Origin of the sequence: Bifidobacterium sp. SKU, assembly GCF_026016405.1 — a bacterium.
GTDB lineage: Bacteria > Actinomycetota > Actinomycetes > Actinomycetales > Bifidobacteriaceae > Bifidobacterium > Bifidobacterium bifidum.
This window is the reverse complement of record NZ_CP092890.1, coordinates 1,982,371-2,006,750: the sequence shown is the minus strand read 5'-3', so window position 1 is coordinate 2,006,750 and position 24,380 is coordinate 1,982,371. Positions and strand designations below refer to the sequence as shown.

The window sequence follows — 24,380 nt, the reverse complement described above, 5'->3', positions numbered from 1 at the left end:
CGCGGCATCGCGCAAGGTGGAGATCAGGCCGGAGGGCTCCGCCATGCTCGACGCCACGGACGAGTCCATCCTCGATGCGTTGGAGGAGGACGGGCGGGCCACGCTGGCTCAGCTGTCCCGGCTGTCCGGCCTGTCGGTGTCCGCGGTGCAGTCCCGCGTGCAGAAGCTGGAGAAGCGAGGAGTCATCAAGGGGTATCGCGCGGTGCTCGACTATGAGCTGCGCGGTCTGCCGATCAGCGCGTTCGTGTCCGTCACGCCGCTGGACTACTCGCAGGAGGCCGATATCCCCGGCAAGCTGCATGAGCTGGAAGGCGTGGTGTCCTGCTACTCCATAGCCGGCGCGCCCAGCTTCATGCTGGTGGTTCGCGTGTCGTCACCCAGCAAACTGGAGGAACTGCTGAACCGCATCCATCGGACGGTGCCGGTCAGCACTGAAAGCACGGTGATCCTGCAGACGTATTTCTGACGGATGCCATTCGCCGTAGGCGTTAGACATCCCGGCCGGCATTGACCATATCGTTCCATCGTTGAGGAATAGCCGACGGCCCGGGTTCGGCCCACGCGCTATGGTAGGCAGTATGAGTGAACCCGAGAACAGCGATTGGGCGAAGCCGTCATCCCGCGAGGTGGGAGGCGGCGGATCCGAAACCGTCATCGACGCCGACACCGCACGGCATGATCCGCAGACCGCGGTCACCGTGGCCAAGATCAAGGCGCTCAGGCAGTCCATCGACAATGTGGACACGGCCATCGTCTCCTTGCTCGCGGAGCGGTTCAAGTACACGTCCCAGGTGGGCGTACTCAAGGCGCGGGCCGGATTCGCGCCGGCGGATTACAAGCGCGAGGACTACCAGATCGAACGGCTGCACCGCATCGCCATCGACGCCGGACTCGATCCCGACATCGCGGAAATGTACCGGGAATTCGTGGTGGCCGAGGCCAAGAAGCGGCATCAGCGCATCGCCGACGCGGGAGGGGATCCCGGCGTGCTCGACGTGTTCGCCTGATCGGCGGAGATTTGCCGCTCTGCCCGCATCGTCGGTGGCGTGCATATGCATGCCTGTATTCGGCATGCGGGCCGCGTGATGATGAATGAAAGGGGGAGCGACGATGGCGCATATGACCGGGGTGATGACGCGAAGCCTGGCGGCTGTCGCCACGCTGGCCCTGACTCTGGCCCCTTCGGCGGGCGGGCCGGTCACGGCCGGTGCCAATCCGGCCGAAGGAGATGCCGGGTATTCCAAGACGCAGAATGTCATGTCTCTCGCCAACTCGGACGGGGTTCCGGGACGCCTGTACGTCACCAACCAGTTCACGGTCTCCCGTGGCGGCGACATCGTCGACTACGTGGCCGGCAACAGCGGTGACGGTTCCATGCTCGCGGCGGAATACAAGGCTGTGGAAACCGGCAAGACCACACAGGAGCGGGTGAAGGCCGGGCAACGCGTGTTGCCGTGGTCGGTCAGCATCGCCTACGGCCTGAACGGCCCGCAGGTGAAGCCGTCCCAGATCGCCGGTGCCAGCGGACTGGTCGATATCCGTATCACCGTGGAGCCCAATGCGGCCGTGTCCAACGGCTACGCGGAGAACAGCATTCCCGTGGTGGCGTTCACCGTACCGTCTGCCGTCTCCGACGATATCACCGTCGGAGACGGCATGACGCTGACGACGCAAGGATCCGACATGCTTGTCAGCGGCGTCGGGGAGCCCGGCAAACGCACGGTGTTCGACTGCTATATGAACGCGAAGAACTTCTCGATGAGCCAACTGGCGTTCGTGACCGTGCAGGCCGATGACACGGCGTCGTTCGTCGACGAGGTCACGGCTGTCTCCGACCGTGCTGACGCACTGGTCAACACGCTGGTCGTCACCGGTTCCGCGTCGGACCACAAACTAATCGAACAGCTGACCACCATGCGCGATCGCGAGCAGAAGCTCGGCGAGAAGGCGATCAAGGAGAAAACCGCAGCGCACAAGGCTGCGTTCTCGTCGTATATGGCGCATTACGTGGGGTCGTACACGACCCATCTGTCCGGCAGCATCGGCTCATCCACGCAGATGCAGGCGCTGATCGGCACAGCCGGCGAACTGACCGGCGACACCCCGATGGCGCAGGCGGTCACCGACCTCGCCAACGCGGTCAACGCGGTCAGTGCCGCGCATGAGCACGACGGCGCAGTACATGCCATAGACGACCTGATTCAGCGCATCCGTCAGCGCGGCACGTCGGGACTCGCCGATGAGATCAGCCAGACCATGGCCCAGGAGTCCACCGAGGGCGCGACGGCGTACAAGGCCGGGCAGAGCCAGCTGTCCAACGCGATGATCCCCTATTCGATGGCCTACACCGACGTGTACACCAAGCATCTGAGCGAGCTGACCGGAGGCACGTCGGCGGGAGCCGCGCGGTATCAGCAACAGGCGATTGACGCCGCCAACGAGGAGTTCTCCACCAGCGCCGACCTTCAGGACGACAATCAGAAAGTGCAGTCGGCGATGGACGCCTTGGCGGCGGCATCCGAACATACGGGCGCGGCGAACGCATTGCAGCAGATCAGCATACAGTTCGCCGGCGCACTGACCAGCACCGCCTCCACCGGCGATGCGCAAGGTGGCGATGCGGCTGCGGACCGGGTGCGTTACGGCTGGGCCGGTTCCGACACGACGTCGATGGCGGCGAAGGCCGAGCGCAAGCGGCTGGCCGCCGTCAGCAAGCAGGAGCGTGAGGAGGCCGAGCGCAAGGCGCAGGCGTTGGCCAGTGGCAAGACCGATGACGACTCGCAGTCAGGCATGAGTATCGGCGATGTGATGGGCAACGCCAGCGGCCTGGGCATGCTCGGCGACGCCGTCAAGAGCGACGGCAAGGGCGGCAACAAGGATAGCGGCGACGGCAAGGATGGCAACGCCAGCGGCAGCGGCTCATCTTCGGCGGCGGGCACGGCATCCGGTTCGAAGTCGGCGTCGGTTCCGAAGTTCTCGCCGGTATACGGCATCGCCGGCATGAACCCCAGATCGCCGTTGCAGAGCACGTCGTCTGAGCTCATCGACGAGACAGTGGCGATTGGTGACGTCTCCGACATGCTGGTTCAGGCCGCGCAATCGTTGGCCGGCAGCGGCAGCGGCAGCGCGGCCGTCGACGGCAAACCGGTCGCGCGTCTCGCTGCCGCGTTGAGACGGTTGTCGTGCGACGGTGCCAACGCATACTCCGACCACTGCATCGCCGACGGGCGGCACAGTTACGACGTGCTATCCGACTGGAACCGGCATACCGAGGATCTGCGTCTGCTGATCATCATGCCAGCCGTGTGACGGGTGCGCGGCATACGGCGCACGGCGCGCAGCCGGCATGCCGCCGTCACGATGCCGTGGGTGCAAAACGGCCCCCTCGTGGATCCGAGGGGGCCGTTTCCGTTAGTGAGAAGCAGGTTACTTCTTGGCCTTCTTCGCCGGCGGCTCACCGAGCTCGCTGGCATCGATGACGACGGTATCGTCGCCCTCGCCTTCGGCCGTGGCCTCCTCGGCGTGCTTTTCGGCGAGATCGAACTTGCCGATCACGCGGCCGGCCTGCGCCACGTCGTCCAGAGCGGACTTGATGGCGTCGATGCCGTCCTTGACGGCGGCCAGCGTCACCGACAGGATCGGGGTCTTCATCGAGACCTTGGCCTCGGACTTGATCTTGCGCAGCTGCTCGACGGCCTTGCCGGCCCAAGCCAGCGTCTCCGGGGAGGCACCGGTGGCTGCTGCGGCATAGATGTCGGCCTTCGGCCAAGCGGCGCGGTGCACGGACCCCTCGCCGGTGTGCATCCAGCTCCACACCTCTTCGGTGGCGAACGGCAGGTACGGGGCCAGCAGGCGCGCGAAGGCGTCCAGGCCTAGGCCCAGCGTCGTGCGCGCGGACTTCACGGCCGCGTCGCTCGGCACCTTGCCGTGCGCGTCGGCAGTGCCGTACGCGCGGTTCTTGACCAGTTCGATGTAGTCGTCGCAGAACTGCCAGAAGAAGCTCTCGATGACTTCCAGCGCCTTGGAATGCTCGTAGGCGTTCAGCGCGTCGGTGGCCTGGCGGATCACCAGCGCCAGCTTCGCCATCACGGCGCGGTCGAGCGGCTCGGTCACATCGACCGGGTTCCAGACGGCGTCGGCCGTCTCGCCCACATGATGGTTCTCGTCCTCGCGACCGATGGCCAGCGCGAACTTCGAGGCGTTGAGCAGCTTGATCGCAAGACGGCGGCCGATCTTCATCTGGCCTTCGTCATACGTGGCGTCGAGGCCGAGACGGGCCGCGGCGGCCCAGTAGCGCACCGCGTCGGCGCCGAACTGCTCGATCGGCTTGTTCGGCACGACGACGTTGCCCTTGGACTTCGACATCTTCTTGTGGTCGGGGTCCAGGATCCAGCCCGACAGCGTGGCGTGCGCCCACGGCAGGCACTTGTTCTCCAGATGGGCGCGATCCACGGTCGAGAACAGCCAGGTGCGGATGATGTCCTGACCCTGCGGACGCAGATCCATCGGGAACGTGGCCTTGAACAGCGCCTTGGAAGCCTCGTCCGGCTCCTCCCAGCGGGTCACGATCTGCGGGGTGAGCGAGGACGTCGCCCACGTGTCCATGATGTCCGGCTCGGCGGTGAAGCCGCCGGGCACATCGCGCTGGGACTCGTCGTAGCCTTCCGGCACGTCATTGGTCGGGTCGATCGGCAAACGGTCCTCGCTCGGAGTGATCGGATGATCGTAATCCGGCTCACCGGAAGCCTTGACCGGGTACCACAGCGGGAACGGCACGCCAAAGAAGCGCTGGCGGGAGATCAGCCAGTCGCCGTTGAGGCCATGCACCCAGTTCTCGTAGCGCACGCGCATGAAATCGGGGTGGAAGTTGAGCTCCTTGCCGCGCTCGATCAGCTCGGCGTTCAGTTTGGCGTCGGTGCCGCCGTTCTTCAGGTACCACTGACGGGAGGTGACGATCTCCAGCGGCTTGTCGCCCTTCTCGTAGAAGTTCGTCATACGCTTGGTCGGGGTCGGCTCGCCGTCCAGGTCGCCGGCCTCGCGCAGCGCGTCGACGATGATCTTGCGGGCGGAGAACGTGGTCTTGCCGGCGGTCGCGGCGAACATCTCACGGCCGGCCGGGTCGGTGATCCAATCCGGGGTGTCCATGACGATGCGGCCGTTGCGCTGGATGATCGGGCGGGTCGGCAGCTTCAGGTCGCGCCACCACTCGACATCGGTCACGTCACCGAAGGTGCAGCACATCGCGATGCCGGCGCCCTTGTCCATCTCGGCGGCCGGGTGCGCGAGAATCGGCACCTTGACCTTGAACAGCGGGGAGTACACGGACTGGCCGAAATACTGCTTGTAACGCTCGTCGTTCGGGTTCGCGATCAGCGAGGTGCAGGCCGCGAGCAGCTCGGGACGGGTGGTCTCGATGTAGATCGGCGTGCCGTCCTCGAAACGGAAGGCGACCTTGTGGTAGAAGCCGGGGTATTCGCGGCTTTCCAGCTCGGCCTGGGCCACGGCGGTCTGGAACGTCACGTCCCACAGGCCGGGCGCGTCCTGCTGATACGCCTCACCGCGCGCGAGGTTGCGCAGGAACGCCTTCTGCGCCACGCGCTGCGGGTGCTCGCCGATGGTGTGGTAGGTCTGCGACCAGTCGATCGACAGGCCGAGGGAACGCCATAGCGCCTCGAACTGCTTCTCGTCCTGGGCGGTGAGCTTCTCGCACAGCTCGATGAAGTTCTTGCGCGAGACCGGCACCTGATCCTTGGCGTCGATCTTCTTGCCGTCGGTGCCCTCGAACGGCGGCTTGAAATCAGGATCGTACTTGAGCGACGTGTCCACGCGCACGCCGTAGTAGTTCTGCACGCGGCGCTCGGTGGGCAGGCCGTTGTCGTCCCAGCCCATCGGGTAGAACACGTCATAGCCTTGCATGCGCTTGAATCGCGCGATCACGTCGGTGTGCGTGTAGCTGAACACGTGGCCGACATGCAGATGGCCGGATACGGTGGGCGGCGGGGTGTCGATGGAATAGACGGCCTTGCGGTCGCGGGTTCCCTGGAACTTGTAGACTCCGTCCTCGTCCCATTCGCCGCGCCACTTGTCTTCGAGCCCGTCGACGCCGACCTTGTCGGGCAACGGGGTGAGGTGTGCCTTGATGATGCTGTTATCCTGCTCTTCGGTCATAAGCGACAGTCTAGAAAGCAATCGTGACAACAGCCGCGCGGCTGCGTCCGCCGGCGGGCGGGTCCGGGCGCATGGACCCGAATCAGTCCGTGGTGGTCATATCGGCGAGCGGCAGCTGCGTGTAGGTCATGTTGACGGGCACTCCGGTGATGTTGCTGCGGTACGCGCTGATCGGCTTGCGCGTGCAGATCCAGTCCACCGGCGAATCGTCGTCGAGCGTGCCGATGAACGACTGGAAGTTCTTCGCGTAGTCGTCGCCGCTGAAGGATTTCAGCGCCTTGCTCCACGCGTTCTGCGAGTCGGTGCTGACGAAGCCGATGTACGAGTTGCTGTTCATCAGGAGGTCCAGATCGTCCTCGCCGTCGGTCTCGTAGATCGTGAAGTCGTATTGGCGGTCCTGCGTCACGGTCTTGCTCCATGTGGCATCGTCGACCATCGACACGGACACGTCCGAATACGCGGGCTCGGCGTACATCGTCTGCTTGACCTGTTCGCCGATCTGGGAGCCGTATTCCTTCGGATAGACGAAGGTCAGCGGTCGTCTGGAGACGCGGAAACGGAAGTATTTGATCAGGTCGTTGCCCTTGCCGATGTCGTGGCCGAACGTCTCATCCGTCTTCTGATATCCGTCGTCGAGCGGTGACAGCGGCCCGGTCATGACCGTGCCGCCGCCCAGCGCCTCGGTCATCGCGTTCTTGTCGATGAGGTAGCGCACTGCCTGCCGGAACCGCTTGTCGGAAAGGATGGACTGCGTGTTGTTGCTGAAGGCGAGCACGACCTTGCGGTTGCTGACGCCCTGCTTCTTGACGATGCCGTCATCTTTCACCGCGTCGGCGGCGGACTGATCCAGCGCGACGGCCGCGTCGATCTGGCCGTTGTTCAGAGCCTTGGCCAGCTCCGTGGTGTCGGCCGCGAAGTTGACGGTGACGGTCTTGGCCTTGGACTTGCTACCCCAATAGTGGTCGTTGCGGCTCAGCGTCAGCTGCTTGCCGGATTGCCATTGGGAGACGGTGAACGGTCCGGACCCGCTGGCCTGCTTTGCGTAGTCGATGTTCTCACGCTGGTTGTAGACGATGCCGATGCGCGTGGTGAGCTTGGCGAGCAGCCGCGGGTCGGGTTCGCGAAGCCGCAGCACCAGCGTGCTGTTGCCGTCCGACTCCACGTTGGACAGCGCGGACAGTTCGTCGCTGCCGACATACTTCTTGGTGATGATCTGCTGCAGGGACCATACGGCGTCGGACGAGGTGATCGTGGTGCCGTCGGCGAACGTCGCGCCGCTGCGCAGGTTGAAGCGGTAGGTGGTGCCGTCTTCGGACACCTTCCACGAGGAGGCGAGCGACGGCTGGATCTTGTTGTTGTCATCGCGCTTCAGCAGCGTCTCATAGACGTTGCCGAGAAGGACGCGGTCGAGCGAATCGTCGTCGGTTGTCCGGATATCCAATGATTCCGGGGCGCCGGTGATGCCGACGCTCACCTTGACGCTTGATTGCAGGCCGCTGAAGGTGGGCAGCGTGTATCTGCGGTGCAGCAGGGACCAGCCCAGCCAGACGGCGCAGCCGAGCACCCCCGCGACGATGACAAAGATGATGGCGGACTTCGCCGAACTGCTGATGGAGGTATGCCGTGCGCTGTGCTGCATGGCTCCGAGTGTAATGCCCGGGGTAAACGGGTCGACGGGGGATCCCTGATGCGTGGGATACCGGCCGGGTCCGTCCGCTTGGTCTATATCAGTGAGCTCGGGCAGGTGTCATGAAGTGGACACACCGCGCAATCGGGTTTGCGCGCGTGACAGGTGGCGCGTCCATGCAGAATCAGCCGGTGCGACAGGTCGGTCCACTGCGACGGCTCGAAATACGAGCAGATCTCCCGCTCGATATGCACCGGATCTGGACTGGACGAGTTCCAGTCGCCGCGCCAGCGCAGCCGTCCCGTCACGCGGATCACATGCGTATCGACGGGGAATCCGGGCACGCCGAACGCGTTGCCCAGCACCACGTTGGCCGTCTTGCGGCCGACGCCAGGCAACGTCACCAGCGAGTCCATCGTATCGGGGACCTCGCCACCGAAACGGTCACGCAGCACTACGGCCAATCCCAGCAGATGCTTGGTCTTGGAACGGTAGAAGCCGAGCGGGTGGATGATGTCTTCGACGTCCTGCGGATTCGCTGCGGCCAGGGATGCGGCATCGGGGAAACGCGAGAACAGCTCGGGCGTGACGGTGTTCACCCGCTTGTCGGTCGTCTGGGCGCTGAGCACGGTGGCTATCAGCAATTGCAGGGGAGAAGTGAAATCCAAGGCGCATTTCGGGTGCGGGAACGCCTCGACGAGCAATGCGTACTCCTCGTGCATCCGCTGGATGCGTGCCCGTTTGGATTCGCGTGGCATGATGCGCCGGTCTTACTGGGCGTCGGCGTCAGTGTCGTCGGAAGCCGCCGGAGCCGCGAGTGACTTGTCTCCCTCGCCCTCGGGCGGGTCGAAACGGTAGCCGACGTTGCGCACGGTACCGATCAGATGTTCGTATTCGCCGCCCAGCTTGGCGCGCAGGCGACGGATGTGCACGTCGACGGTACGGGTGCCGCCGTAATAGTCGTATCCCCACACCTCCTGCAGGAGCTGCGCGCGCGTGAACACACGGCCGGGATGCTGCACCAGATACTTCAGCAGTTCGAATTCCTTGTACGCCAGATCGATGGGCCTGCCGTGCAGCGATGCCGTGTAGCCGTTGGTATCCACCACGAGATCGCCGGAACGGATCTGGCCATCCTCGGTGCGCTCCGAATCGACCGTGGTGCTGGCGCCCGTGATCGGCGCATTGCCGCGTTCCGACACCAGTCGCAGGCGCCCCTCCACCTCGGCGGGTGAAGCGGAGGCCACCACCACATCGGCGATGCCCCACTGCGAGTTGACGACGGTGAACCCGCCCTCGGTGAGGATCAGCACGATCGGCGTGGCCAGACCGGAAGCGTGAATCAGCCGGCACAGCGTCTTCGCCGTGGCGAGGTCATCCCGGGCGTCGAGGAAGAGCACGGTGTTCTCCGGCATCTTCACCAGGCTTGCGGCGTCCATCGGCAGCACGCGCACGCGGTGGGACAGCAGTGCAAGTGAGGGAAGCACGGTGGCAGGGTCGTTCGCGAATGTCATCAGCGTCAAATCAGTCAACCGCTTCCCCTTTCCTGAATATGGATAACCGTAGTACCCATATGGTTAGTGGTCATATTGTAGGCGCATAATGTGGACAGCCGACGCTAGGCTAGAGTTAGTGGAATGGCGGTCGCGAGGCTGCCGCGGATTGCGATTTGTGGAGTGTGATGACGATGGGCGACGGCGAACAACGTACCGGAAGCTCGATTGGCCGCGTACTTGCGGTTCAGGCGGTGGCATACGTGGTGCTATTCGGCGTGACGGGCGTGCTGGAGTTCACGTTCGGGAACCAGGGCGGTGTGGCGCAAGGGGTTGCGATCGCGCTCGCCGTGGTGCTGCTCGTGCTATTCCAGGTTGGGTGGCCGTTCCGTGCCGGCATTGCCGACCGCCTGATCGGCGCGGTTGCGGGTGTGCTGTCGATTCTGTGCGCGCGGACGTCGTTGGCCAGCCAGCTGTTTTACCCCGCGTACGAGGGCGGGCGTCTTGCGGATGATGGACGTCTGGTGATGTATCAGCTGGTGCGTTGGGCGGCGTGCTTCGCGATACTGCTGATCGCGGCGACGATCATCGCGTTCGGCCGGCAGATGGTGCGCGCGGAGCGCAGCCACCTGATTCGCGCGCTGTCGCACTGCATGACGGGGGCCGTGGTCTCCGTCAGCGCCGCGGGATGGTGTTTTGTGCCCGATCTCATCGACATGGGCTCCGCGTCGCCGGATAACGGGCTGCTGACGAGATTCATCATCGTGGCCGCGGCGTTCGTGGTAGTGGCGGTGCTGTTCGCCGTATGCTCGGTGTCGTGGAGCCGCGAGGCGGATCCGGATCCGGCTGCTCCGGCGCCGTGGCTGGGTATCGGGCTGCTGCCGGTGATGCTCAGCGGTCTGCTCGTGTTCGCCGCGTCATTCGTCATGCAGCTGATCTTCTGATATTTGACGGTTTTCTTCGGCAGGGAATACTGGTCTTCGCCAGTATGCGATGCGGGGAGTCGGTACCCGTCATTCAGCCAACGCGCTTCTTTCTTTTGGGCGGTGGAGTTCGTCGGCGAAGGGTCGCCATCATGGGCGGCCTGATCGAGACGGTCGCCACGGACCGCCCTCCGGCGACCGGCTCGCATGGAGGAGCCTGGGTCGAGGACCTCGGCTGCGCGCAATGACGCACACGCGGGGAAGACATGTCCCCTTGGGCACCACGACGAAATCCGCGCCGGCAAGACGATGGCCTCATCGTCCCGGCAATATCCAGACACGGAAAGTCCCGAACACGGACGCTGACAGCCGCATATTTTCAGTCTCGTTGCGTTACCATGCTATGAAGCCAAGGTGCTCAAGCAGCACCTTAAGACCGAGAAGCACGAGCACGGCACCGCCGGCGATCTGCGCCGGCTTCTGCCAGCGTGCGCCAAACACGCGGCCGATATACAGGCCGACAGTGGAGAACGCGCCGGTCACCACGCTGATGACGATCACCGAAAACCAGATGTTGACCTTCATGAATGCGAAGCTCACGCCGACGGCGAACGCATCGATGCTACACGCCACCGCGAGCGGCAGCATATGGCGCCAGTCGAACTGGGCCGTCTCCCGGCTGTTCTCCTCTTCCTCGCCGAACGCCTCGCGGATCATGTTGCCGCCGATGAACGCGAGCAGCGCGAAAATGATCCAATGATCAACCGCGGTGACGTATTTGCTGAACGTGTTGGCCGCGAAAAAGCCCAGAAGCGGGAACAATGCCTGGAAGCCGCCGAACCACAATGCGGTCTTGATGACGTCGACCGGCCGCACGCGCGTGACGGTCAATCCCTTTCCGATCGAGACGGCGAAAGCGTCCATGGCGACGGATACGGAAATAAGCAGTATCTCAATCATAGCTGGAACATAAAGGTTCATCCCGCCGGCTTCCCCGGGGGATGGGCCTCGACGGATAAACCGCCTACGCCTAGGGGGCACGGACTTTGAGAACTGCCGGGCCAGCAAGCCGGCTTTGAATCCAAGCGAATGCTGTTCGCAAGTCGTGAAAACTACAAGGCACTACTGTAACACAACATCGCCCCGCTGGCGGGACGAGCCGTGAAGCAAACAGCGGAACATGTTTGTAGGCGAGCCAGAAAGCTGTGGTCGATAAGATAATAAGATAATAAATGCCCCCGCTGGCGGGGGCTGTCACGGAGCGACTGGGGGTGGTCGTGGCACTTAAGCCAGAGTTACCACCCCCAGTCAGCCGATGGCTGACAGCCCCCGCCAGCGGAGGCGGAAGCGAAGCAAATCACTTCGACGCGTTCGCGAGACGCTCACGCGCCTCCTTGATTTCCTTCTCGGCAACGGTCCTGCAATTGAGGACGGCCTTCGGCCGGCTCATGGTTGGCTCGGTCGCTGTCGCGTCCTCGCACGTTGCCGCCGGACAGCCCACCGGGCTGTCCTGAAGCAAATCACTTCGACGCGTTCGCGAGACGCTCGCGCGCCTCCTTGATTTCCTTCTCGGCAACGTCCGCGCCGGTCCAGTAGTCGCCGGGGAGGACTTCCTTGTTGGGTTCCAGGGCCTTGTACTGCTCGAAGAAGTGCTTGATCTCCTTGAGGTGGTACTCGTTGACGTCGTTGACGTCCTTGATGTCGTCGTAGCGCACGTCGGCGGGCACGCACAGCACCTTGTCGTCGCCGCCCTCTTCGTCTTCCATGTGGTACAGGCCGACGGCGCGGCACTCGATGACGCAGCCCGGGAACACGGAGTTCTTGACCATCACCAGCGCGTCCAGCGGATCGCCGTCCTCGCCGAGCGTGCCTTCGATGTAGCCGTAGTCGTCCGGGTAGCCCATGGCGGTGAACAGCTCACGGTCCAGGGTGATGCGGCCGGTCTCCTGGTCGACTTCGTACTTGTTCTTGGAACCACGCGGGATTTCAACGAGAACGTTGAACGTTTCTGCCATGATATTGCTCCTTAGAGTCGATTGACATAATCACACTCCACAATACCCCGTCGTACGCCGGAAGCGCCACGATTTCGCCCAAAAACGCAGATGGGGCCCGTCGTCGAAACGACGGGCCCCATCACCGAAACGGTCAGCCTGCCGGCCGCGCGTCCCTCATGCGTTCTCAGTCCTCATGCACCACGGTGAAGATGTGCGCCACATCGGCCCACGGTGCCAACGAGACGAAGTTGTCCCAGCTCCACGCGAAGTCGCGGCCGGTCAGCTCGTCGTGTATGTGCGCACCCCACTTCGGATCGATGCCGTAGTCGGGCAGCTCCAGATGCACCATGGCCTGATGCGCCTCGTGACCGTCCAGGTTCACCACCACGATCAGCGTCTCCGGCTTGTCGGTGCCGGTCAGCTCGGCCGGTGTGTGGCGGGCGAATGCGAGGATGTTCGGGTCGGAGGATTCCAGCACCGTCAGGTTGTGGTAGCTGAACGCCTTCGGATGCTCGCGGCGGACGCGGTTTAGGTTGGTCAGCAGCTCGGCGATGCCGTACTTGTCGGCGGCTGACCAGTCGCGCACCTTGACCTCGTACTTCTCGTTGTCGATCTGCTCCTCGAAACCGGGGCGCTGCTTGTTCTCGATCAGCTCGAAGCCGTTGTAGATGCCCCAGCTCGGGCTGCCCATCGCGGCGAGCACCGCGCGCACAGCGTGGCCGGCGATGCCGTTGTCGCGCACGTAGGCGGTGAGGATGTCCGGCGTGGTGGGCCAGAACGTGTTGTGCTGGTAGTAGCCGTCGTCGCCGTTCGTGGTCTCCAGGTACTTGCCCAGCTCCTCCTTGGTGTTGCGCCACGGGAAGTAGCAGTGCGACTGCGTGAATCCAACGTAGCTCAGCGCGCGCATCATGCCCGGGCGGGTGAACGCCTCGGCCAGGAACAGGATCTCCGGGTGCTTCTTGGTGACCGCCGCGATGACGTCCTGCCAGAAGCGCACCGGCTTGGTGTGGGGGTTGTCGATGCGGAAGATCGTCACGCCGGCGTTGATCCACAGTTCGAGAACACGCTCGACTTCCTTCTCGATGCCGGGCATGTCGGCGTTGAAGTCGATCGGGTAGATGTCCTGATACTTCTTCGGCGGGTTCTCCGCGAAGGCGATGGAGCCGTCCGGCTTGTGGCGGAACCAATCCGGGTGCTGCTTGACCCACGGGTGGTCGGGCGAGCACTGCAGCGCGAAGTCGAGCGCGATTTCCAGACCCAGCTCGTGGGCCTTGGCGACGAGCGCCTTGAAATCGTCCATGTTGCCGAGCAGCGGGTCGACGGTGTCATGCCCGCCCAGCTCGGAACCGATGCCGAACGGCGAGCCCGGATCGTCGGGGCCGGCCTCCAGCGCGTTGTTGCGTCCCTTGCGGTTCGTCTTGCCGATCGGGAAGATCGGCGGCAGGTACACGATGTCGAAGCCTTCGGCCTTGGCGCGTTCCAGGCCGGACACCGACGTCTTGAGCGTGCCCTGGACGATCTTGCCGGTCTCCGGGTCGACGTAGGCGCCCTCGGAACGCGGGAAGAACTGGTACCATGCGGCGAAGCTGGATTCCGGACGCTGCACGAGGAAACGCTGGGGCTGGCTGGGCGAGACGCCGTCGCGCAGCGGGTTGGTCAGATGCAGCTGGGCGACCGGTTCGCTGGTCGCCGCGGCGAGACGGTCCTCGGGCGTAAGCGATGTGTCCTTCATGGTGGAGGCAGCGGCGACGAGCGTCTTGCGCTGCGCGGCGCTCAGCTTGGCGTCGGCGGTCTTCGCCCAGCGTTCCAGCAATTGCGCGCCGGATTCGAGGGCGTTCTCGACGTCGTCGTTGACCTTGACTTTGATGGCCGCGTCATGCAGCCAGGACTTGTAGGTGTCCTCCCATCCTTCGATGGTGACGCTCCATTCGCCCAGCTGGCGCTTGATGGCGGCGAATTCGGGCTGCCACGGCTTGACGTCGCTGTGCTCGCCGCAGGTGAGCATGACCTCCCAGCGGTCGAGGCCGGGGTTGGTGCAGGTCATCGGCAGACGCTGCATCTCCTTGCCGCGGTGGTTGCGCACGATGGCGGTGGCACCGACTTTGGTGCGGCCTTCGATGAAGACCTGCGCGGTGACCTTGAACGGTTCGCCCAGCTCGACACGGGCGGGGAAACGGCCGGATTCCTCGTTCGGTGTCACGTCCATGACGGCGATGCGTCCGAACTGCGACGGGTCTGCGACGGGAATGGACTGCGCGGGGACCTCACCGTTGGCGACGGCGGCCGCAGTGGCGGCTTTCGTCGTTCTGGAGGCGCGAGGCGTCTTGGCCGTCGTGCGCTTGCGCGTCGAGGTGGTACGTGATGTGGACTGCTTGCCCGACGAAGTGTGACGGGTTGCGGATTTCGCTTCGGTCTTGTCGTCCGAATGCGATGTGGCTGATCGAGATGAACTACTGCTAAGCGCTGACGCGCCTTTCTTTTCTTCTGCCATACCGCCCATTGTATACGGCTGATGGCCAATGGGCGATTGTGGATAACCCCCTGTCTTATATGCCGAGAACCGCCAAATGTGGATAACTGTCGTGGGGAGTTATCCACAACACGCCGAAGGGGGATAGCCTTCGACCACATTGCCTGAAATCCGGTGGCCGACGGCGTCCGGCATGGCATGGTGTCATCAACCGCCCATCGTGGACGCGGCGGGATTTCAGGAAGGGAATATCATGAACATGGTTGTATTCAGGCGATGTCAGTCCGCGCTGGGGGTCGCGGCCGTCATGGCTCTCGCATTGGTGGCCTCGCTGGTGTTTGCCGCCATGCCGGCCGCGGCGGTGACGTTGAGCAGGGCGGATGCCGGCACGTTTCTGCGCTATGAGCATGGCGGCGAGCAGGTCATCGGCGTCATGGCGAAGGATTCGACGAACAACTATTACTGCATCGAGTCTGGCGAACGCGTCGAATACCAGCTGGGGGAGAGCGTCAAGCTGCGTGACGACGACACCGCGCGCCGGCTCGGCTGGCTGATGGACCATTATCGCGACGGGACGGCCGCGGAGCATGCGGCGATCGCGGTGCTGGCCCATGATCTGCTGGACCTGAAGCCGGACACGTGGAAATCCCGGCGCGTGTCCGTCATGCGCGACAATCCGACGCTGCGGCGCAAGGTAGAGCAGATGTGGGAGGAGGCGGGATCCAACGCCCCGGCGAATGCGACGGTGACGCGTACATACGCCGAAGGCACGCGGACCGGGCGCGTCACGGTGTCGGTGACCAATGCGCAGGGGAAGACGATCGCCGGGATCAAATACGCCGCGACGCTGAACGGTCCGGCGGTGTTCGCGAACGGGAGCGCGACGGTGACCGGGATATCCGGGGCGGAGCCGATCGTGTACTCGTGGAAGGCGACCGGCGAGGGTGAAGTGAAGGCGAGTGTGGCATATGACCGCAAGCAGGTGGACGTGTTCGCAGTCGCGGGAGGCCAGGATCTGGTGCGTTACGGCGGCTCTTCGCAGGTGAGCGGCAAGGCGGTGAATTTCTCGGTCCGCAAGGAGTTCGTGCCCACACTGGGCACCGCCGTCGCGGCCAAGGTGGTCGACGCCGGGCAGCCGGTCGTGGATACCGTCACATCCGGAGTGGATGACGGCGATTCCTGGGCGTCCGGATTGGAGTTGCGGGCGTCCGGATGGTATTTCGACGGGCTCGGCGTGGGCGATCTGTCCGAGCCGGTCATGCCTGGTGCCGACGAGACGGCGAAGGAGTTCATCGCAAGGCTGGGCACAATGGGATTCCGGCCGTCCGCTTATGGCGAGGCGTCGTTCACTGCTCCCGGGCAGCGCGTGGACGTGAGAGCAACGGCCGAGCCGGGCGGCGACGCGGCTTATGAGGCGCCGCGAGGTGGAGGATTCGGCACATGGGTGTGGGCGTTCGAAGTCGAGAAGTTGAGCGATACTGCGCGACAATATATAGGTAAGGATGTGGTCAGCGGGTTCCTGGAATACACGGAGACGAATTCGAACCGTGCTCGGGTGAGTGTGGAATCCACGGTCACGGAGCATACCGGCGTGGTTGGTTCCGAACTGAGCGACACCATTACGGTCGACGGATTCCCCGATGATCACGGATCCTTTGACGGCAATGTCAAGCTTGGCATCGGCGCTGACCGGGCGATGGCGCAGGTGAGCGTGTGGTGGGCGGGCGATCCGAATGATTCCGCCGGCGACGAGGCGTACCGGCCTCAGGGGGAGACGCCGCCGGCCGAGGACAGCAATCACCGGTTGATTGGCGTGTGGGATTATCCGGCGGTCAACGGGCGTATCCGAGTGGGCGCCGGGGCGCCGGACGCTCATGGCGATCCGGTGCACATCGTGGCCGAATCGCCCGGATGGTACGTGTTCGTTTGGAGCTTCGACGGCGATGACCGGGTGATGCCGGCGTCCAGCGCATACGATGACGCGTGGGAGCGCGTGCGCATATGGGATGTGGCACGGCCACGCAAGCCGGCGCTGACCACGCAGGTGGAGCCGGACATTGTGCGGGTCGATGAGCCGTTCCGCGATACGGCGCGGATTGTGGGCGATGTGCCCGAAGGGGCCTATGTGACGTTCACGGCGTACGAGGCGGTGGAGGAAGGGGCGGTGCCCGGCATGAACGGCGTGCTGCTTGACGAGGCCCGCGCCGAAGTGGACCATACGCTGTTCGAGCAGACGATCGCCAGTCCGCAGGTGCGCTCGCCGAAGGCGGGACTGGTGTATTGGAGAGCGTCGCTTCGCTCGCGTGACGGTGATGTGCTGGTTTCGCATGAGCTCGGCGTCGAAGGGGAGACCGTAACCGTCGAAGTGCCTGATGATCCACCCGCTGAGCCGAAGGCGGATCCAGAGCCCGAGAAGCCGGTGCTGTCTCATACCGGTGCGGGGGTCGTCGCCATCATCGTCGTCGGATCCGGAGCCGCCGCGGCCGCCATCGGTGCCCTGGCCTTCCGCCGCCGATCCCGTCGCTGACGCTGCCGCTGGCGAAGGTTGTCTAGCGAGACCGGTGGATGGTTTGAGGCACTTGAGAAAGGCGCAATAGAACAGGAAGGCTAGGAATCTTGTAATTCCTAGCCTTCTATTTGGCATGGATTTGAACCATGGGCCTCATGGTATATGGGTCAGGCGTGGGCGTTTTCGCGACGTCGCATGGTGCGCAACTGGTCGGCGATCCATGTATTGACGACGGCGTTGCGGCTGATTGCCAGCTCGGCGGCTTCCTCGTCTAGTTCGCTGACCATCCATGCGGGCATCGTCAGCGTGATTCGCTTCTCCAGCGGGGGATGATGTTCGACTACGGGATTGCCGAGATCGACATAGCTGAGGATGTCCTCGCCGTTGTCGAACATCTCCTCAAACTGGTCGCTGGTGATCGCTTGGCATCATTTTTTGGCTTTCATGGTATGCCTCCTCGTTCTTGCGCGATCGGTGCACGGGTATGATGCGGATGCGCTTGCCGCGTTTGGCTGTAATCGCCGTCCAATGCCTGCCGTCGATCATCCCGAGCACGATGTGGCGCACATCGTCGTTTCCGGGATTCGGGGCGGTCAGCGTCACTGGAGGCATCGCGCCGGTCGACAAGATCGCGGCCTTCCGCGTACTACGATCAGGGTTTTGATTCTCGACTCCGTATTAGTTATATACAAATCAGTTTTATGTATGGATAAAAGATATGTGTAACAATATCATGGTTTGTAAATTCCTAATCCAAGACTTGAAAGTAAGTCTATGCATTGCTAATCTAGTTCACATGACTGCAGTGATGGTCTCGCCGGCGTTAAAGGCGCAGAAGCAAGAGTTGAGCCTTCAGGATCGCGTTACATACAACATGAAGGTTCTTATCGCCATTCGACAGACCTCTCAGAAGGATCTGGCGCAGGCTATGGGAATTGCCGCGCCGACTCTATCCCAGAAGTTCAGTGGGCGCACCCGATGGAACATGGATGATATAGAAAAAGCCTCCGATTTCCTTGATGTGAAACCGGAGGCACTGGTAGCGGGGCATGGATTTGAACCATGGACCTCTGGGTTATGAGCCCAGCGAGCTACCGAGCTGCTCCACCCCGCGCCGGCTGTTTTCAAACAGCTCTATCTAAGATAGGGGAGAATGCGAGATTGTCAAATCGGCGTGTCGGATTTTTGCGCTGAGTGAAATGCCGGGATTGATAACCGGTCATAACTCATGGCGATAACCTGACGGCGTATCAATATCCCGGCCATTGCCATAATAAGAACATGCCTATCAAGATCCCAAGCGGCCTGCCCGCGCGTGCCATCCTCGACTCGGAACGCATCTTCGCCCTGGAGAAGCCCGAGGCGGAGCGCCAGCGTGTGCGACCGCTCAAATTGGTGATCCTGAATCTGATGCCCAAGAAGGTCGAAACCGAGACGCAGCTGCTGCGCCTGATCTCCAAATCGCCGCTGCAGGTCGAAATCGACTTCATGAAGACATCCACCCATGAACCGACCCATGTCAGTCACGATCATCTGGTCAAGTTCTATGAGACGCTGGATGCCTTCCGCGACAACTACTATGACGGTTTCGTCGTCACCGGAGCCCCGGTCGAGCACCTGCCGTTCGACCAGGTCGATTACTGGGACGAGTTCAAGTCGATTCTCGACTGGGCGAGCGCCCATGTGTTCTCCACCATGTACCTGTGCTGGGGCGCGATGGGGGCGCTCAACTACCGGTATGGCGTGCGCAAGGTCGACCTGCCGGAGAAGATATTCGGGGTGTTCCCGCAGTACCTGCAGGACGAGTACTGCTTCCTGACCAATGGTTTCGACGAGATCGCGCTGCAGCCGCACTCCCGTCTGGCGGGTGTGAACGAGGCCGACGTGGCGGCGAATCCCGACTTGCAAGTGCTCACTTGGGGTCCGCAGTCCGGGCCTGGCCTGATCGCCACTCGCGATTTCTCCGAAGTGTTCGCTCTCGGCCATTGGGAGTACGGCAAGACGACGCTCCAGGAGGAGTACGAGCGCGACATGGCGAAGGGGATGAGCAACGTCCCGTTCCCGCACAACTACTTCCCGCATGACGATCCGCACCTTGAGCCGTTGTTCGCATGGCGATCGCACGCGAATCTGCTGTGGCGCAATTGGCTGAACTGGGTGTATCAGACCACGCCGTACGATCTCACTGAAGTGCCCGGATTGCGGGCGGAGCGCCGGCTTGGCATCGATCGTTTCCGCCACGCGCCCTCCGGCCCGCGCAAGGACGATTTCTCACCGTTCGTCCATGACGACTACGGCGTGATACGTGGCGAATGATGGTTCTCGCCTGCGCTGCGGTCGTTTGACGGGGGTCTGGGACCATCCCGGTCGGCTCCCCGTTGATGGTCTTTCGGATCTGGAGGGCGCAGATGACCTCGGAATCCCGCTGTAATTGGTCGGAGATTCGAGATTTGTTGCATTAGCACGGTTTGGTGTCCACATGGCGTACAAAAGAGGGCCATCGCCGTGTTCAATAGGTGGAATACCGGCCTCTTTTGTCCATGCCTTATGAGTGGTGTTTAAAAAACCGTCCAAATAATGAGACAATGACCAATATGTTAACGCTCACGAATTTGGCGAAGAAACGCCGTACAGCCCTTGGAAAATAAGGCGTGTTGCGTGTTGTCCAAGGTGGTCATAGGATAATCATTTAGTCATTCGGAGCGGAATGTCTGGGCAGGAGCTCCGGTTGGTCGGTCTTATGCCCGGGCAGCTTCGATAACGGCTGGACGGACGATATCCAAACGTCACATTCGCCTCAACCGTTGGGCTAAACTGACAGCTGATAATGAGAGCAGGAGGCGCGATATGGTAGATGCGGTCGGTACGGGCGCACTATTGGCGGCCGACAGCGGTCCCGAACTGCCAACGGTCAATGATTTTCTTCCTCCCGAGATCCTGTTCCAGGGAACCCCCTTCGCGATCAATCGCATCATATTGATCCGCATCGTGGCGACCGTGGTGCTTCTCGTGGTGCTCGGTATCACGGCGAAGCGCGCCAAGCTCATCCCCGGCCGCTGGCAAGGCGTGGTCGAGATGGGCATCGACTTCGTGCGCGACAGCGTCGTATATCAGGTCATGGGCGAGCTGCGCGGCAAGCGCTACGTGCCGATGATTTCGACGTTGTTCTTCACGATCTTTGTGTTCAACCTGTGCGGCATCATCCCCGGCATGAACATGGCGGCCACCGCCACAGTGGTCATGCCGCTGGTGTTCGCGGTCTGGGTGCTCATCCAGTACTGGATCACCGCAGCACGCGAGAAGGGCCTGTGGGGCTACATCCGCGACGAGTGCTTCCCCAAGGGAGTGCCGTGGCCGGTGTACATCCTGCTGGCGCCGATCCAGCTGTGCGAGCTGGTGCTGATCCGCCCCGCATCGCTGACCATCCGTCTGTTCGCCAACATGATCTCCGGGCACTTGCTCGTGGCATCCTGCCTGGCGTTTGCACAGTACTGGGTCATCGACGCGACCAATAAGCTTGCCGGCATCCCCGTCGGCGCGCTGTGGTTCGTCTTCGGTTTGGTGCTCACCCTGTTCGAGGCGTTCGTCGCCTTCCTGCAGGCCTACGTGTTCGCCATCCTCTCGACGGTGTACATCAGCATGAGCTACCCGGAGGAATGAGCCGCACCCGCGTGAGACTCACCACGGACAATACGAATACTTTGCAATTCCCGAGACAACTGAAGAAATTAACCAAGTTTTTTTAACGGTTACGTTAGAAAGGAAACAGAAATGGACATCATTACTCTCGCTCAGGTCACCGGCAGCCTTTCCGTCATCGGCTACGGCCTCGCGACCCTCGGCCCCGGCCTCGGCCTGGGCATCCTGTTCGGCAAGGCGATGGAGTCCACCGCCCGTCAGCCCGAGGTGAGCGGCAAGATCCAGATGATCATGTTCATCGGCCTCGCACTGGTCGAGGTGCTGGGTCTGCTCGGCTTCGTGGCCGCCCTGATCGTTAAGTGAGACGACAGGCGACGATTCACACGTTTATTCGACATTGAAAGGAGGGCTTCATGATGACAATAGCCGCAAGTGACGGCCTCAAGCTGTTCATTCCGCAGGTCTACGACATCGTGTGGTCCCTGATCATCCTTGTCATCGTCGCGCTGTTCTTCCACAAGTTCTTCATGCCGAAATTCAACGCCATCTTCGATGAGCGTGCGGCGAAGATCGAAGGCAACATCGCCAAGGCAGAGCAGTCCAAGAAGGATGCCGACGCCGCCAAGAGCAAGTACGAGGCCCAGCTGAGCACCGCTCGCGTCGAAGCCTCCAAGATTCGTGACGACGCCCGTGCCGAAGCTTCCCACATCATCGCCGACGCACGCTCCCGCGCGGAGTCCGACGCCGCCCAGATCACCGCCAACGCGCAGCGCTCCATCGAGTCGCAGCAGCAGCAGGCGCTGGTCTCCCTCAAGGGCGAAGTCGGTACTCTTGCCACGGCCCTGGCCGGCAAGATTCTCGGTGCCAAGCTTGAAAGCGACGACGTGCAGTCCTCGATGATCGACAAGATGATCGACGACCTGGACACGAACGACAAGAAGTGATTCCGGCGTTCCGGAAAGGGAGGTGACCAATGCGAGGAGAGGCATCCCGCATCTCGGATCGCGTTTCGCGTGACGAGTTGGCGCCCAAGCTGCGCTCGACCGGCAAGGACGCATGGCGTATCGGCAACGAACTGTTCACGATCACCAACGTGCTTGACCACACCGTGCAGCTCGAACGCGCTCTCACCGATCCGTCACGTCCGGTCGACGACAAGATCGGCGTGCTCAAGGAGCTCATCGGTGCCCAGGCCCATCCCATGACCCTGGAGATCATGAGCGATCTGGTCGGTCGCAAATGGAGCCGTGCCGCGCACATCGCCAACGCCGTCGAAGACTTCGGCGTTGACGCCATGATGTACTACGCGGATGCCGCGGGCGTCACCCTGCGCGTGTCCGTGGAACTGGCCGAGCTGCATTCCGCGCTGCTCAACCTGCCGGTTCTGCGTTCGAAGCTCAATGACGACAGCGTACCCGCCAAGGCGCGCATCGATCTGCTGAACGCCGTGCTGGGCAAGACCGAGTTCAACGAGGTCACGCTCCGGCTGGCGGAACACGCCGCGTGCAACCCGCGCAACCGGCGCTATCTGGAGACCATCCAGTGGCTGATCAACAAGTTCTCGCGCCACATGGGCGAGTCGATGATTACCGTGACCACCGCGTCGCCGCTGAACATCGACCAGATCAAGCGACTGACCGACGTATATTCCGCGAAGCTCGACCATCCGGTGCACATCAACTCGGTCGTCGACCCCACGGTCCTCGGCGGCATGCGCATCCAGGTCGGCGACGAGGTCACGGACAACACCGTGGTCGCCCAGCTCCAGCAGCTGCACCGCACGGTAAAGGCGAAAGCCTGACGATACGGTTCCGGGCCGCGCCACACGCGGCGACGGAGCCCGACATGAAATTTTCCAACAATAAGGAGTGATCATGGCAGAACTTACCATTGATCCCGCCACGATACGCAAGGCGCTCGATGATTTCGTCGAGTCGTACAAGCCGAGTGACACCCCCACCCAGGAAGTGGGCTATGTCGCGACGGCCGGCGACGGCATTGCGCACGTGACGGGACTGCCTGGTTGCATGGCCAACGAGCTGCTGACCTTCGAGGACGGCACGCTCGGCCTGGCGTTCAATCTTGACGCCCGTGAGATCGGCGTGGTTATCCTCGGCGATTTCGCAGGCATCGAGGAAGGCCAGGAGGTCCGACGCACCGGCGAAGTGCTCTCCGTGCCCGTCGGCGACGGCTATCTCGGCCGCACCGTGGACCCGCTGGGCAACCCGATCGATGGTCTGGGTGAAATCAAGGGCATTGAAGGGCGTCGAATCCTCGAAGCCCAGGCTCCTGACGTTATGCACCGTCATCCCGTCGACGAACCGCTGTCCACCGGCCTGAAGGCCATCGACGCGATGACGCCGATCGGCCGCGGCCAGCGTCAGCTCATCATCGGAGACCGCCAGACCGGCAAGACCGCAATCGCGATCGACACCATCATCAACCAGAAGAAGAACTGGGAGACGGGTGACCCGAAGAAGCAGGTGCGCTGCATCTACGTGGCCATCGGTCAGAAGGGTTCGACCATCGCATCCGTGCGCCAGAGCCTCGAAGAGGCCGGTGCCATGGAGTACACCACCATCGTGGCCTCCCCGGCTTCCGATTCCGCAGGCTTCAAGTACATCGCGCCGTACACCGGCTCGGCCATCGGCCAGCACTGGATGTACCACGGCAAGCACGTGCTCATCGTCTTCGACGACCTGTCGAAGCAGGCCGAAGCCTACCGTTCGATCTCGCTGCTGCTGCGCCGCCCGCCGGGGCGTGAAGCGTACCCTGGCGACGTCTTCTACCTGCATTCGCGTCTGCTCGAACGCTGCGCGAAGGTCTCCGACGATCTGGGCGGCGGTTCCATGACCGGCCTGCCGATCGTCGAGACCAAGGCGAACGACGTGTCCGCGTACATCCCGACCAACGTGATCTCCATCACCGACGGCCAGATCTTCCTGCAGTCCGATCTGTTCAACGCCAACCAGCGTCCCGCCGTGGACGTCGGCATCTCGGTCTCCCGAGTCGGTGGCGCCGCACAGACCAAGGCCCTGAAGAAGGTCTCCGGCACGCTGAAGATCTCGCTGGCGCAGTACCGTTCGCTGGAATCCTTCGCGATGTTCGCGTCTGATCTGGACGCCGCGTCCAAGAACCAGCTGAACCGTGGCTCGCACCTGACCGAGCTGCTCAAGCAGCCGCAGTTCTCGCCGTATTCGATGGAACAGGAAGTCGTCTCCGTGTGGGCCGGCACCCATGGCAAGATGGATGATCTGCCGCTGGGCGACGTGCTGCCGTTCGAGCACGCACTGCTCGATTACCTGGAGCACAGCACCGACATCCTCAAGACCATCCGTGAGACCGAGAACTTCACGCCTGACACCGAAGCCGCCTTGGACGAGGCCGTCGAAGCGTTCCGCGAGACGTACGTGACCAAGGCCGGCAAGCCGCTGGTCGTGAAGAAGTCCTCGACGCGCAAGCCCGTGCCCGTGGAGCAGGAGAAGATCATCGCCAAGGCCGACAAGCCCGCGCACGATCCGACCAAGCACCCGATGGCTGGAGAAAAGAAGTAG

21 protein-coding genes and 1 tRNA gene are annotated in these 24,380 nt (G+C 62.8%); 12 read left to right on the top strand and 10 right to left on the bottom strand.

What is annotated here, in order from left to right:
* The first annotated feature begins 43 nt into the window (after positions 1-43).
* The 3 genes from MMB49_RS08555 (at position 44) to MMB49_RS08545 (ending at position 3,309) form a co-directional block, all read left to right on the top strand.
* Complete coding sequence (locus tag MMB49_RS08555; RefSeq protein WP_047271122.1) at positions 44-466, top strand: Lrp/AsnC family transcriptional regulator; 423 nt, start codon at positions 44-46, stop codon at positions 464-466.
* A 112-nt stretch (positions 467-578) separates the two neighbouring features.
* Positions 579-1,007 (top strand): chorismate mutase, encoded by a 429-nt coding sequence (locus tag MMB49_RS08550; RefSeq protein ID WP_003814292.1) that lies wholly within the window; start codon positions 579-581, stop codon positions 1,005-1,007.
* 103 nt (positions 1,008-1,110) lie between these two features.
* Entirely contained in the window at positions 1,111-3,309 is a 2,199-nt protein-coding gene (locus tag MMB49_RS08545; RefSeq protein WP_047271000.1) for a hypothetical protein, read from the top strand.
* A gap of 117 nt (positions 3,310-3,426) precedes the next feature.
* Here the strand turns inward: MMB49_RS08545 and valS are convergent, their stop codons facing one another.
* The 4 genes from valS to MMB49_RS08525 form a co-directional block, all read right to left on the bottom strand.
* Complete coding sequence (gene valS / locus MMB49_RS08540) at positions 3,427-6,168, bottom strand: valine--tRNA ligase (protein ID WP_047270999.1); 2,742 nt, start codon at positions 6,166-6,168, stop codon at positions 3,427-3,429.
* Between the two features lie 82 nt (positions 6,169-6,250).
* Positions 6,251-7,807 carry an ABC transporter substrate-binding protein gene (locus tag MMB49_RS08535; protein ID WP_047270997.1) on the bottom strand — a complete coding sequence of 519 codons (1,557 nt, stop codon included), beginning with the start codon at positions 7,805-7,807 and terminating at the stop codon, positions 6,251-6,253.
* A gap of 83 nt (positions 7,808-7,890) precedes the next feature.
* Positions 7,891-8,553 (bottom strand): endonuclease III, encoded by a 663-nt coding sequence (nth, locus tag MMB49_RS08530; protein ID WP_003814299.1) that lies wholly within the window; start codon positions 8,551-8,553, stop codon positions 7,891-7,893.
* Positions 8,554-8,565: 12 nt separating this feature from the next.
* On the bottom strand, positions 8,566-9,327 hold the full coding sequence (locus MMB49_RS08525) for a winged-helix domain-containing protein (protein WP_047270994.1): 762 nt from the start codon (positions 9,325-9,327) through the stop codon (positions 8,566-8,568).
* A 149-nt stretch (positions 9,328-9,476) separates the two neighbouring features.
* Here MMB49_RS08525 and MMB49_RS08520 point away from each other — a divergent pair, with 149 nt between their 5' ends.
* Complete coding sequence (locus tag MMB49_RS08520; RefSeq protein ID WP_003818411.1) at positions 9,477-10,232, top strand: hypothetical protein; 756 nt, start codon at positions 9,477-9,479, stop codon at positions 10,230-10,232.
* 372 nt (positions 10,233-10,604) lie between these two features.
* Here MMB49_RS08520 and MMB49_RS08515 read toward each other — a convergent pair whose 3' ends face one another.
* The 3 genes from MMB49_RS08515 to MMB49_RS08505 form a co-directional block, all read right to left on the bottom strand.
* Positions 10,605-11,171 (bottom strand): manganese efflux pump MntP family protein, encoded by a 567-nt coding sequence (locus tag MMB49_RS08515; RefSeq protein ID WP_003818414.1) that lies wholly within the window; start codon positions 11,169-11,171, stop codon positions 10,605-10,607.
* 560 nt (positions 11,172-11,731) lie between these two features.
* A complete protein-coding gene (locus tag MMB49_RS08510) occupies positions 11,732-12,226 on the bottom strand; it encodes an inorganic diphosphatase (RefSeq protein WP_003814306.1) in 495 nt (164 codons plus the stop codon).
* 166 nt (positions 12,227-12,392) lie between these two features.
* Positions 12,393-14,699, bottom strand: a complete 2,307-nt coding sequence (locus MMB49_RS08505; protein ID WP_047270990.1) for an alpha-1,4-glucan--maltose-1-phosphate maltosyltransferase — start codon at positions 14,697-14,699, stop codon at positions 12,393-12,395.
* A 232-nt stretch (positions 14,700-14,931) separates the two neighbouring features.
* On the opposite strand from MMB49_RS08505, the gene MMB49_RS08500 reads away from it, so the two are divergent.
* Positions 14,932-17,205 (top strand): hypothetical protein, encoded by a 2,274-nt coding sequence (locus MMB49_RS08500; RefSeq protein WP_047270988.1) that lies wholly within the window; start codon positions 14,932-14,934, stop codon positions 17,203-17,205.
* 149 nt (positions 17,206-17,354) lie between these two features.
* Here the strand turns inward: MMB49_RS08500 and brnA are convergent, their stop codons facing one another.
* Together brnA and MMB49_RS08490 are read right to left on the bottom strand one after the other, a co-directional pair.
* Entirely contained in the window at positions 17,355-17,582 is a 228-nt protein-coding gene (gene brnA, locus MMB49_RS08495; RefSeq protein ID WP_047270987.1) for a type II toxin-antitoxin system BrnA family antitoxin, read from the bottom strand.
* 4 nt (positions 17,583-17,586) lie between these two features.
* Complete coding sequence (locus tag MMB49_RS08490) at positions 17,587-17,814, bottom strand: BrnT family toxin (RefSeq protein WP_225841094.1); 228 nt, start codon at positions 17,812-17,814, stop codon at positions 17,587-17,589.
* A gap of 91 nt (positions 17,815-17,905) precedes the next feature.
* On the opposite strand from MMB49_RS08490, the gene MMB49_RS09555 reads away from it, so the two are divergent.
* On the top strand, positions 17,906-18,268 hold the full coding sequence (locus MMB49_RS09555) for a helix-turn-helix domain-containing protein (protein WP_003814313.1): 363 nt from the start codon (positions 17,906-17,908) through the stop codon (positions 18,266-18,268).
* Here MMB49_RS09555 and MMB49_RS08480 read toward each other — a convergent pair.
* Positions 18,225-18,301, bottom strand: a tRNA-Met gene (locus MMB49_RS08480). The genes MMB49_RS09555 and MMB49_RS08480 overlap by 44 nt on opposite strands.
* A 167-nt stretch (positions 18,302-18,468) precedes the next feature.
* Here MMB49_RS08480 and MMB49_RS08475 point away from each other — a divergent pair.
* The 6 genes from MMB49_RS08475 (at position 18,469) to atpA (ending at position 24,380) form a co-directional block, all read left to right on the top strand.
* On the top strand, positions 18,469-19,503 hold the full coding sequence (locus tag MMB49_RS08475; RefSeq protein WP_047270984.1) for a homoserine O-succinyltransferase: 1,035 nt from the start codon (positions 18,469-18,471) through the stop codon (positions 19,501-19,503).
* A 531-nt stretch (positions 19,504-20,034) separates the two neighbouring features.
* Positions 20,035-20,847 carry a F0F1 ATP synthase subunit A gene (gene atpB / locus MMB49_RS08470; protein WP_003814317.1) on the top strand — a complete coding sequence of 271 codons (813 nt, stop codon included), beginning with the start codon at positions 20,035-20,037 and terminating at the stop codon, positions 20,845-20,847.
* A gap of 111 nt (positions 20,848-20,958) precedes the next feature.
* Positions 20,959-21,189, top strand: a complete 231-nt coding sequence (gene atpE, locus MMB49_RS08465; protein WP_003814320.1) for an ATP synthase F0 subunit C — start codon at positions 20,959-20,961, stop codon at positions 21,187-21,189.
* 53 nt (positions 21,190-21,242) lie between these two features.
* Complete coding sequence (locus MMB49_RS08460; RefSeq protein WP_003819064.1) at positions 21,243-21,770, top strand: F0F1 ATP synthase subunit B; 528 nt, start codon at positions 21,243-21,245, stop codon at positions 21,768-21,770.
* A 29-nt stretch (positions 21,771-21,799) separates the two neighbouring features.
* The gene (locus MMB49_RS08455) at positions 21,800-22,627 is read left to right on the top strand and encodes a F0F1 ATP synthase subunit delta (RefSeq protein ID WP_003819067.1); all 828 of its coding nucleotides are present in this window, start codon (positions 21,800-21,802) and stop codon (positions 22,625-22,627) included.
* A gap of 73 nt (positions 22,628-22,700) precedes the next feature.
* Positions 22,701-24,380, top strand: coding sequence for a F0F1 ATP synthase subunit alpha (atpA, locus tag MMB49_RS08450; RefSeq protein ID WP_003814328.1), 1,680 nt, complete (start codon positions 22,701-22,703; stop codon positions 24,378-24,380).

Bases quoted from the DNA above. Each gene is read 5' to 3' on its own strand.
- MMB49_RS08500 (WP_047270988.1), top strand. From the start codon at position 14,932: ATGAACATGGTTGTATTCAGGCGATGTCAGTCCGCGCTGGGGGTCGCG.
- MMB49_RS08550 (WP_003814292.1), top strand. From the start codon at position 579: ATGAGTGAACCCGAGAACAGCGATTGGGCGAAGCCGTCATCCCGCGAG.
- atpB (WP_003814317.1), top strand. From the start codon at position 20,035: ATGGTAGATGCGGTCGGTACGGGCGCACTATTGGCGGCCGACAGCGGT.
- MMB49_RS08515 (WP_003818414.1), bottom strand. From the start codon at position 11,171: ATGATTGAGATACTGCTTATTTCCGTATCCGTCGCCATGGACGCTTTC.
- MMB49_RS08520 (WP_003818411.1), top strand. From the start codon at position 9,477: ATGACGATGGGCGACGGCGAACAACGTACCGGAAGCTCGATTGGCCGC.
- atpA (WP_003814328.1), top strand. From the start codon at position 22,701: ATGGCAGAACTTACCATTGATCCCGCCACGATACGCAAGGCGCTCGAT.
- brnA (WP_047270987.1), bottom strand. From the start codon at position 17,582: ATGTTCGACAACGGCGAGGACATCCTCAGCTATGTCGATCTCGGCAAT.
- nth (WP_003814299.1), bottom strand. From the start codon at position 8,553: ATGCCACGCGAATCCAAACGGGCACGCATCCAGCGGATGCACGAGGAG.
- MMB49_RS08555 (WP_047271122.1), top strand. From the start codon at position 44: ATGCTCGACGCCACGGACGAGTCCATCCTCGATGCGTTGGAGGAGGAC.
- MMB49_RS08510 (WP_003814306.1), bottom strand. From the start codon at position 12,226: ATGGCAGAAACGTTCAACGTTCTCGTTGAAATCCCGCGTGGTTCCAAG.
- MMB49_RS08475 (WP_047270984.1), top strand. From the start codon at position 18,469: ATGCCTATCAAGATCCCAAGCGGCCTGCCCGCGCGTGCCATCCTCGAC.
- MMB49_RS09555 (WP_003814313.1), top strand. From the start codon at position 17,906: ATGTGTAACAATATCATGGTTTGTAAATTCCTAATCCAAGACTTGAAA.
- MMB49_RS08545 (WP_047271000.1), top strand. From the start codon at position 1,111: ATGGCGCATATGACCGGGGTGATGACGCGAAGCCTGGCGGCTGTCGCC.
- MMB49_RS08460 (WP_003819064.1), top strand. From the start codon at position 21,243: ATGACAATAGCCGCAAGTGACGGCCTCAAGCTGTTCATTCCGCAGGTC.
- MMB49_RS08455 (WP_003819067.1), top strand. From the start codon at position 21,800: ATGCGAGGAGAGGCATCCCGCATCTCGGATCGCGTTTCGCGTGACGAG.
- MMB49_RS08505 (WP_047270990.1), bottom strand. From the start codon at position 14,699: ATGGCAGAAGAAAAGAAAGGCGCGTCAGCGCTTAGCAGTAGTTCATCT.
- MMB49_RS08535 (WP_047270997.1), bottom strand. From the start codon at position 7,807: ATGCAGCACAGCGCACGGCATACCTCCATCAGCAGTTCGGCGAAGTCC.
- valS (WP_047270999.1), bottom strand. From the start codon at position 6,168: ATGACCGAAGAGCAGGATAACAGCATCATCAAGGCACACCTCACCCCG.
- atpE (WP_003814320.1), top strand. From the start codon at position 20,959: ATGGACATCATTACTCTCGCTCAGGTCACCGGCAGCCTTTCCGTCATC.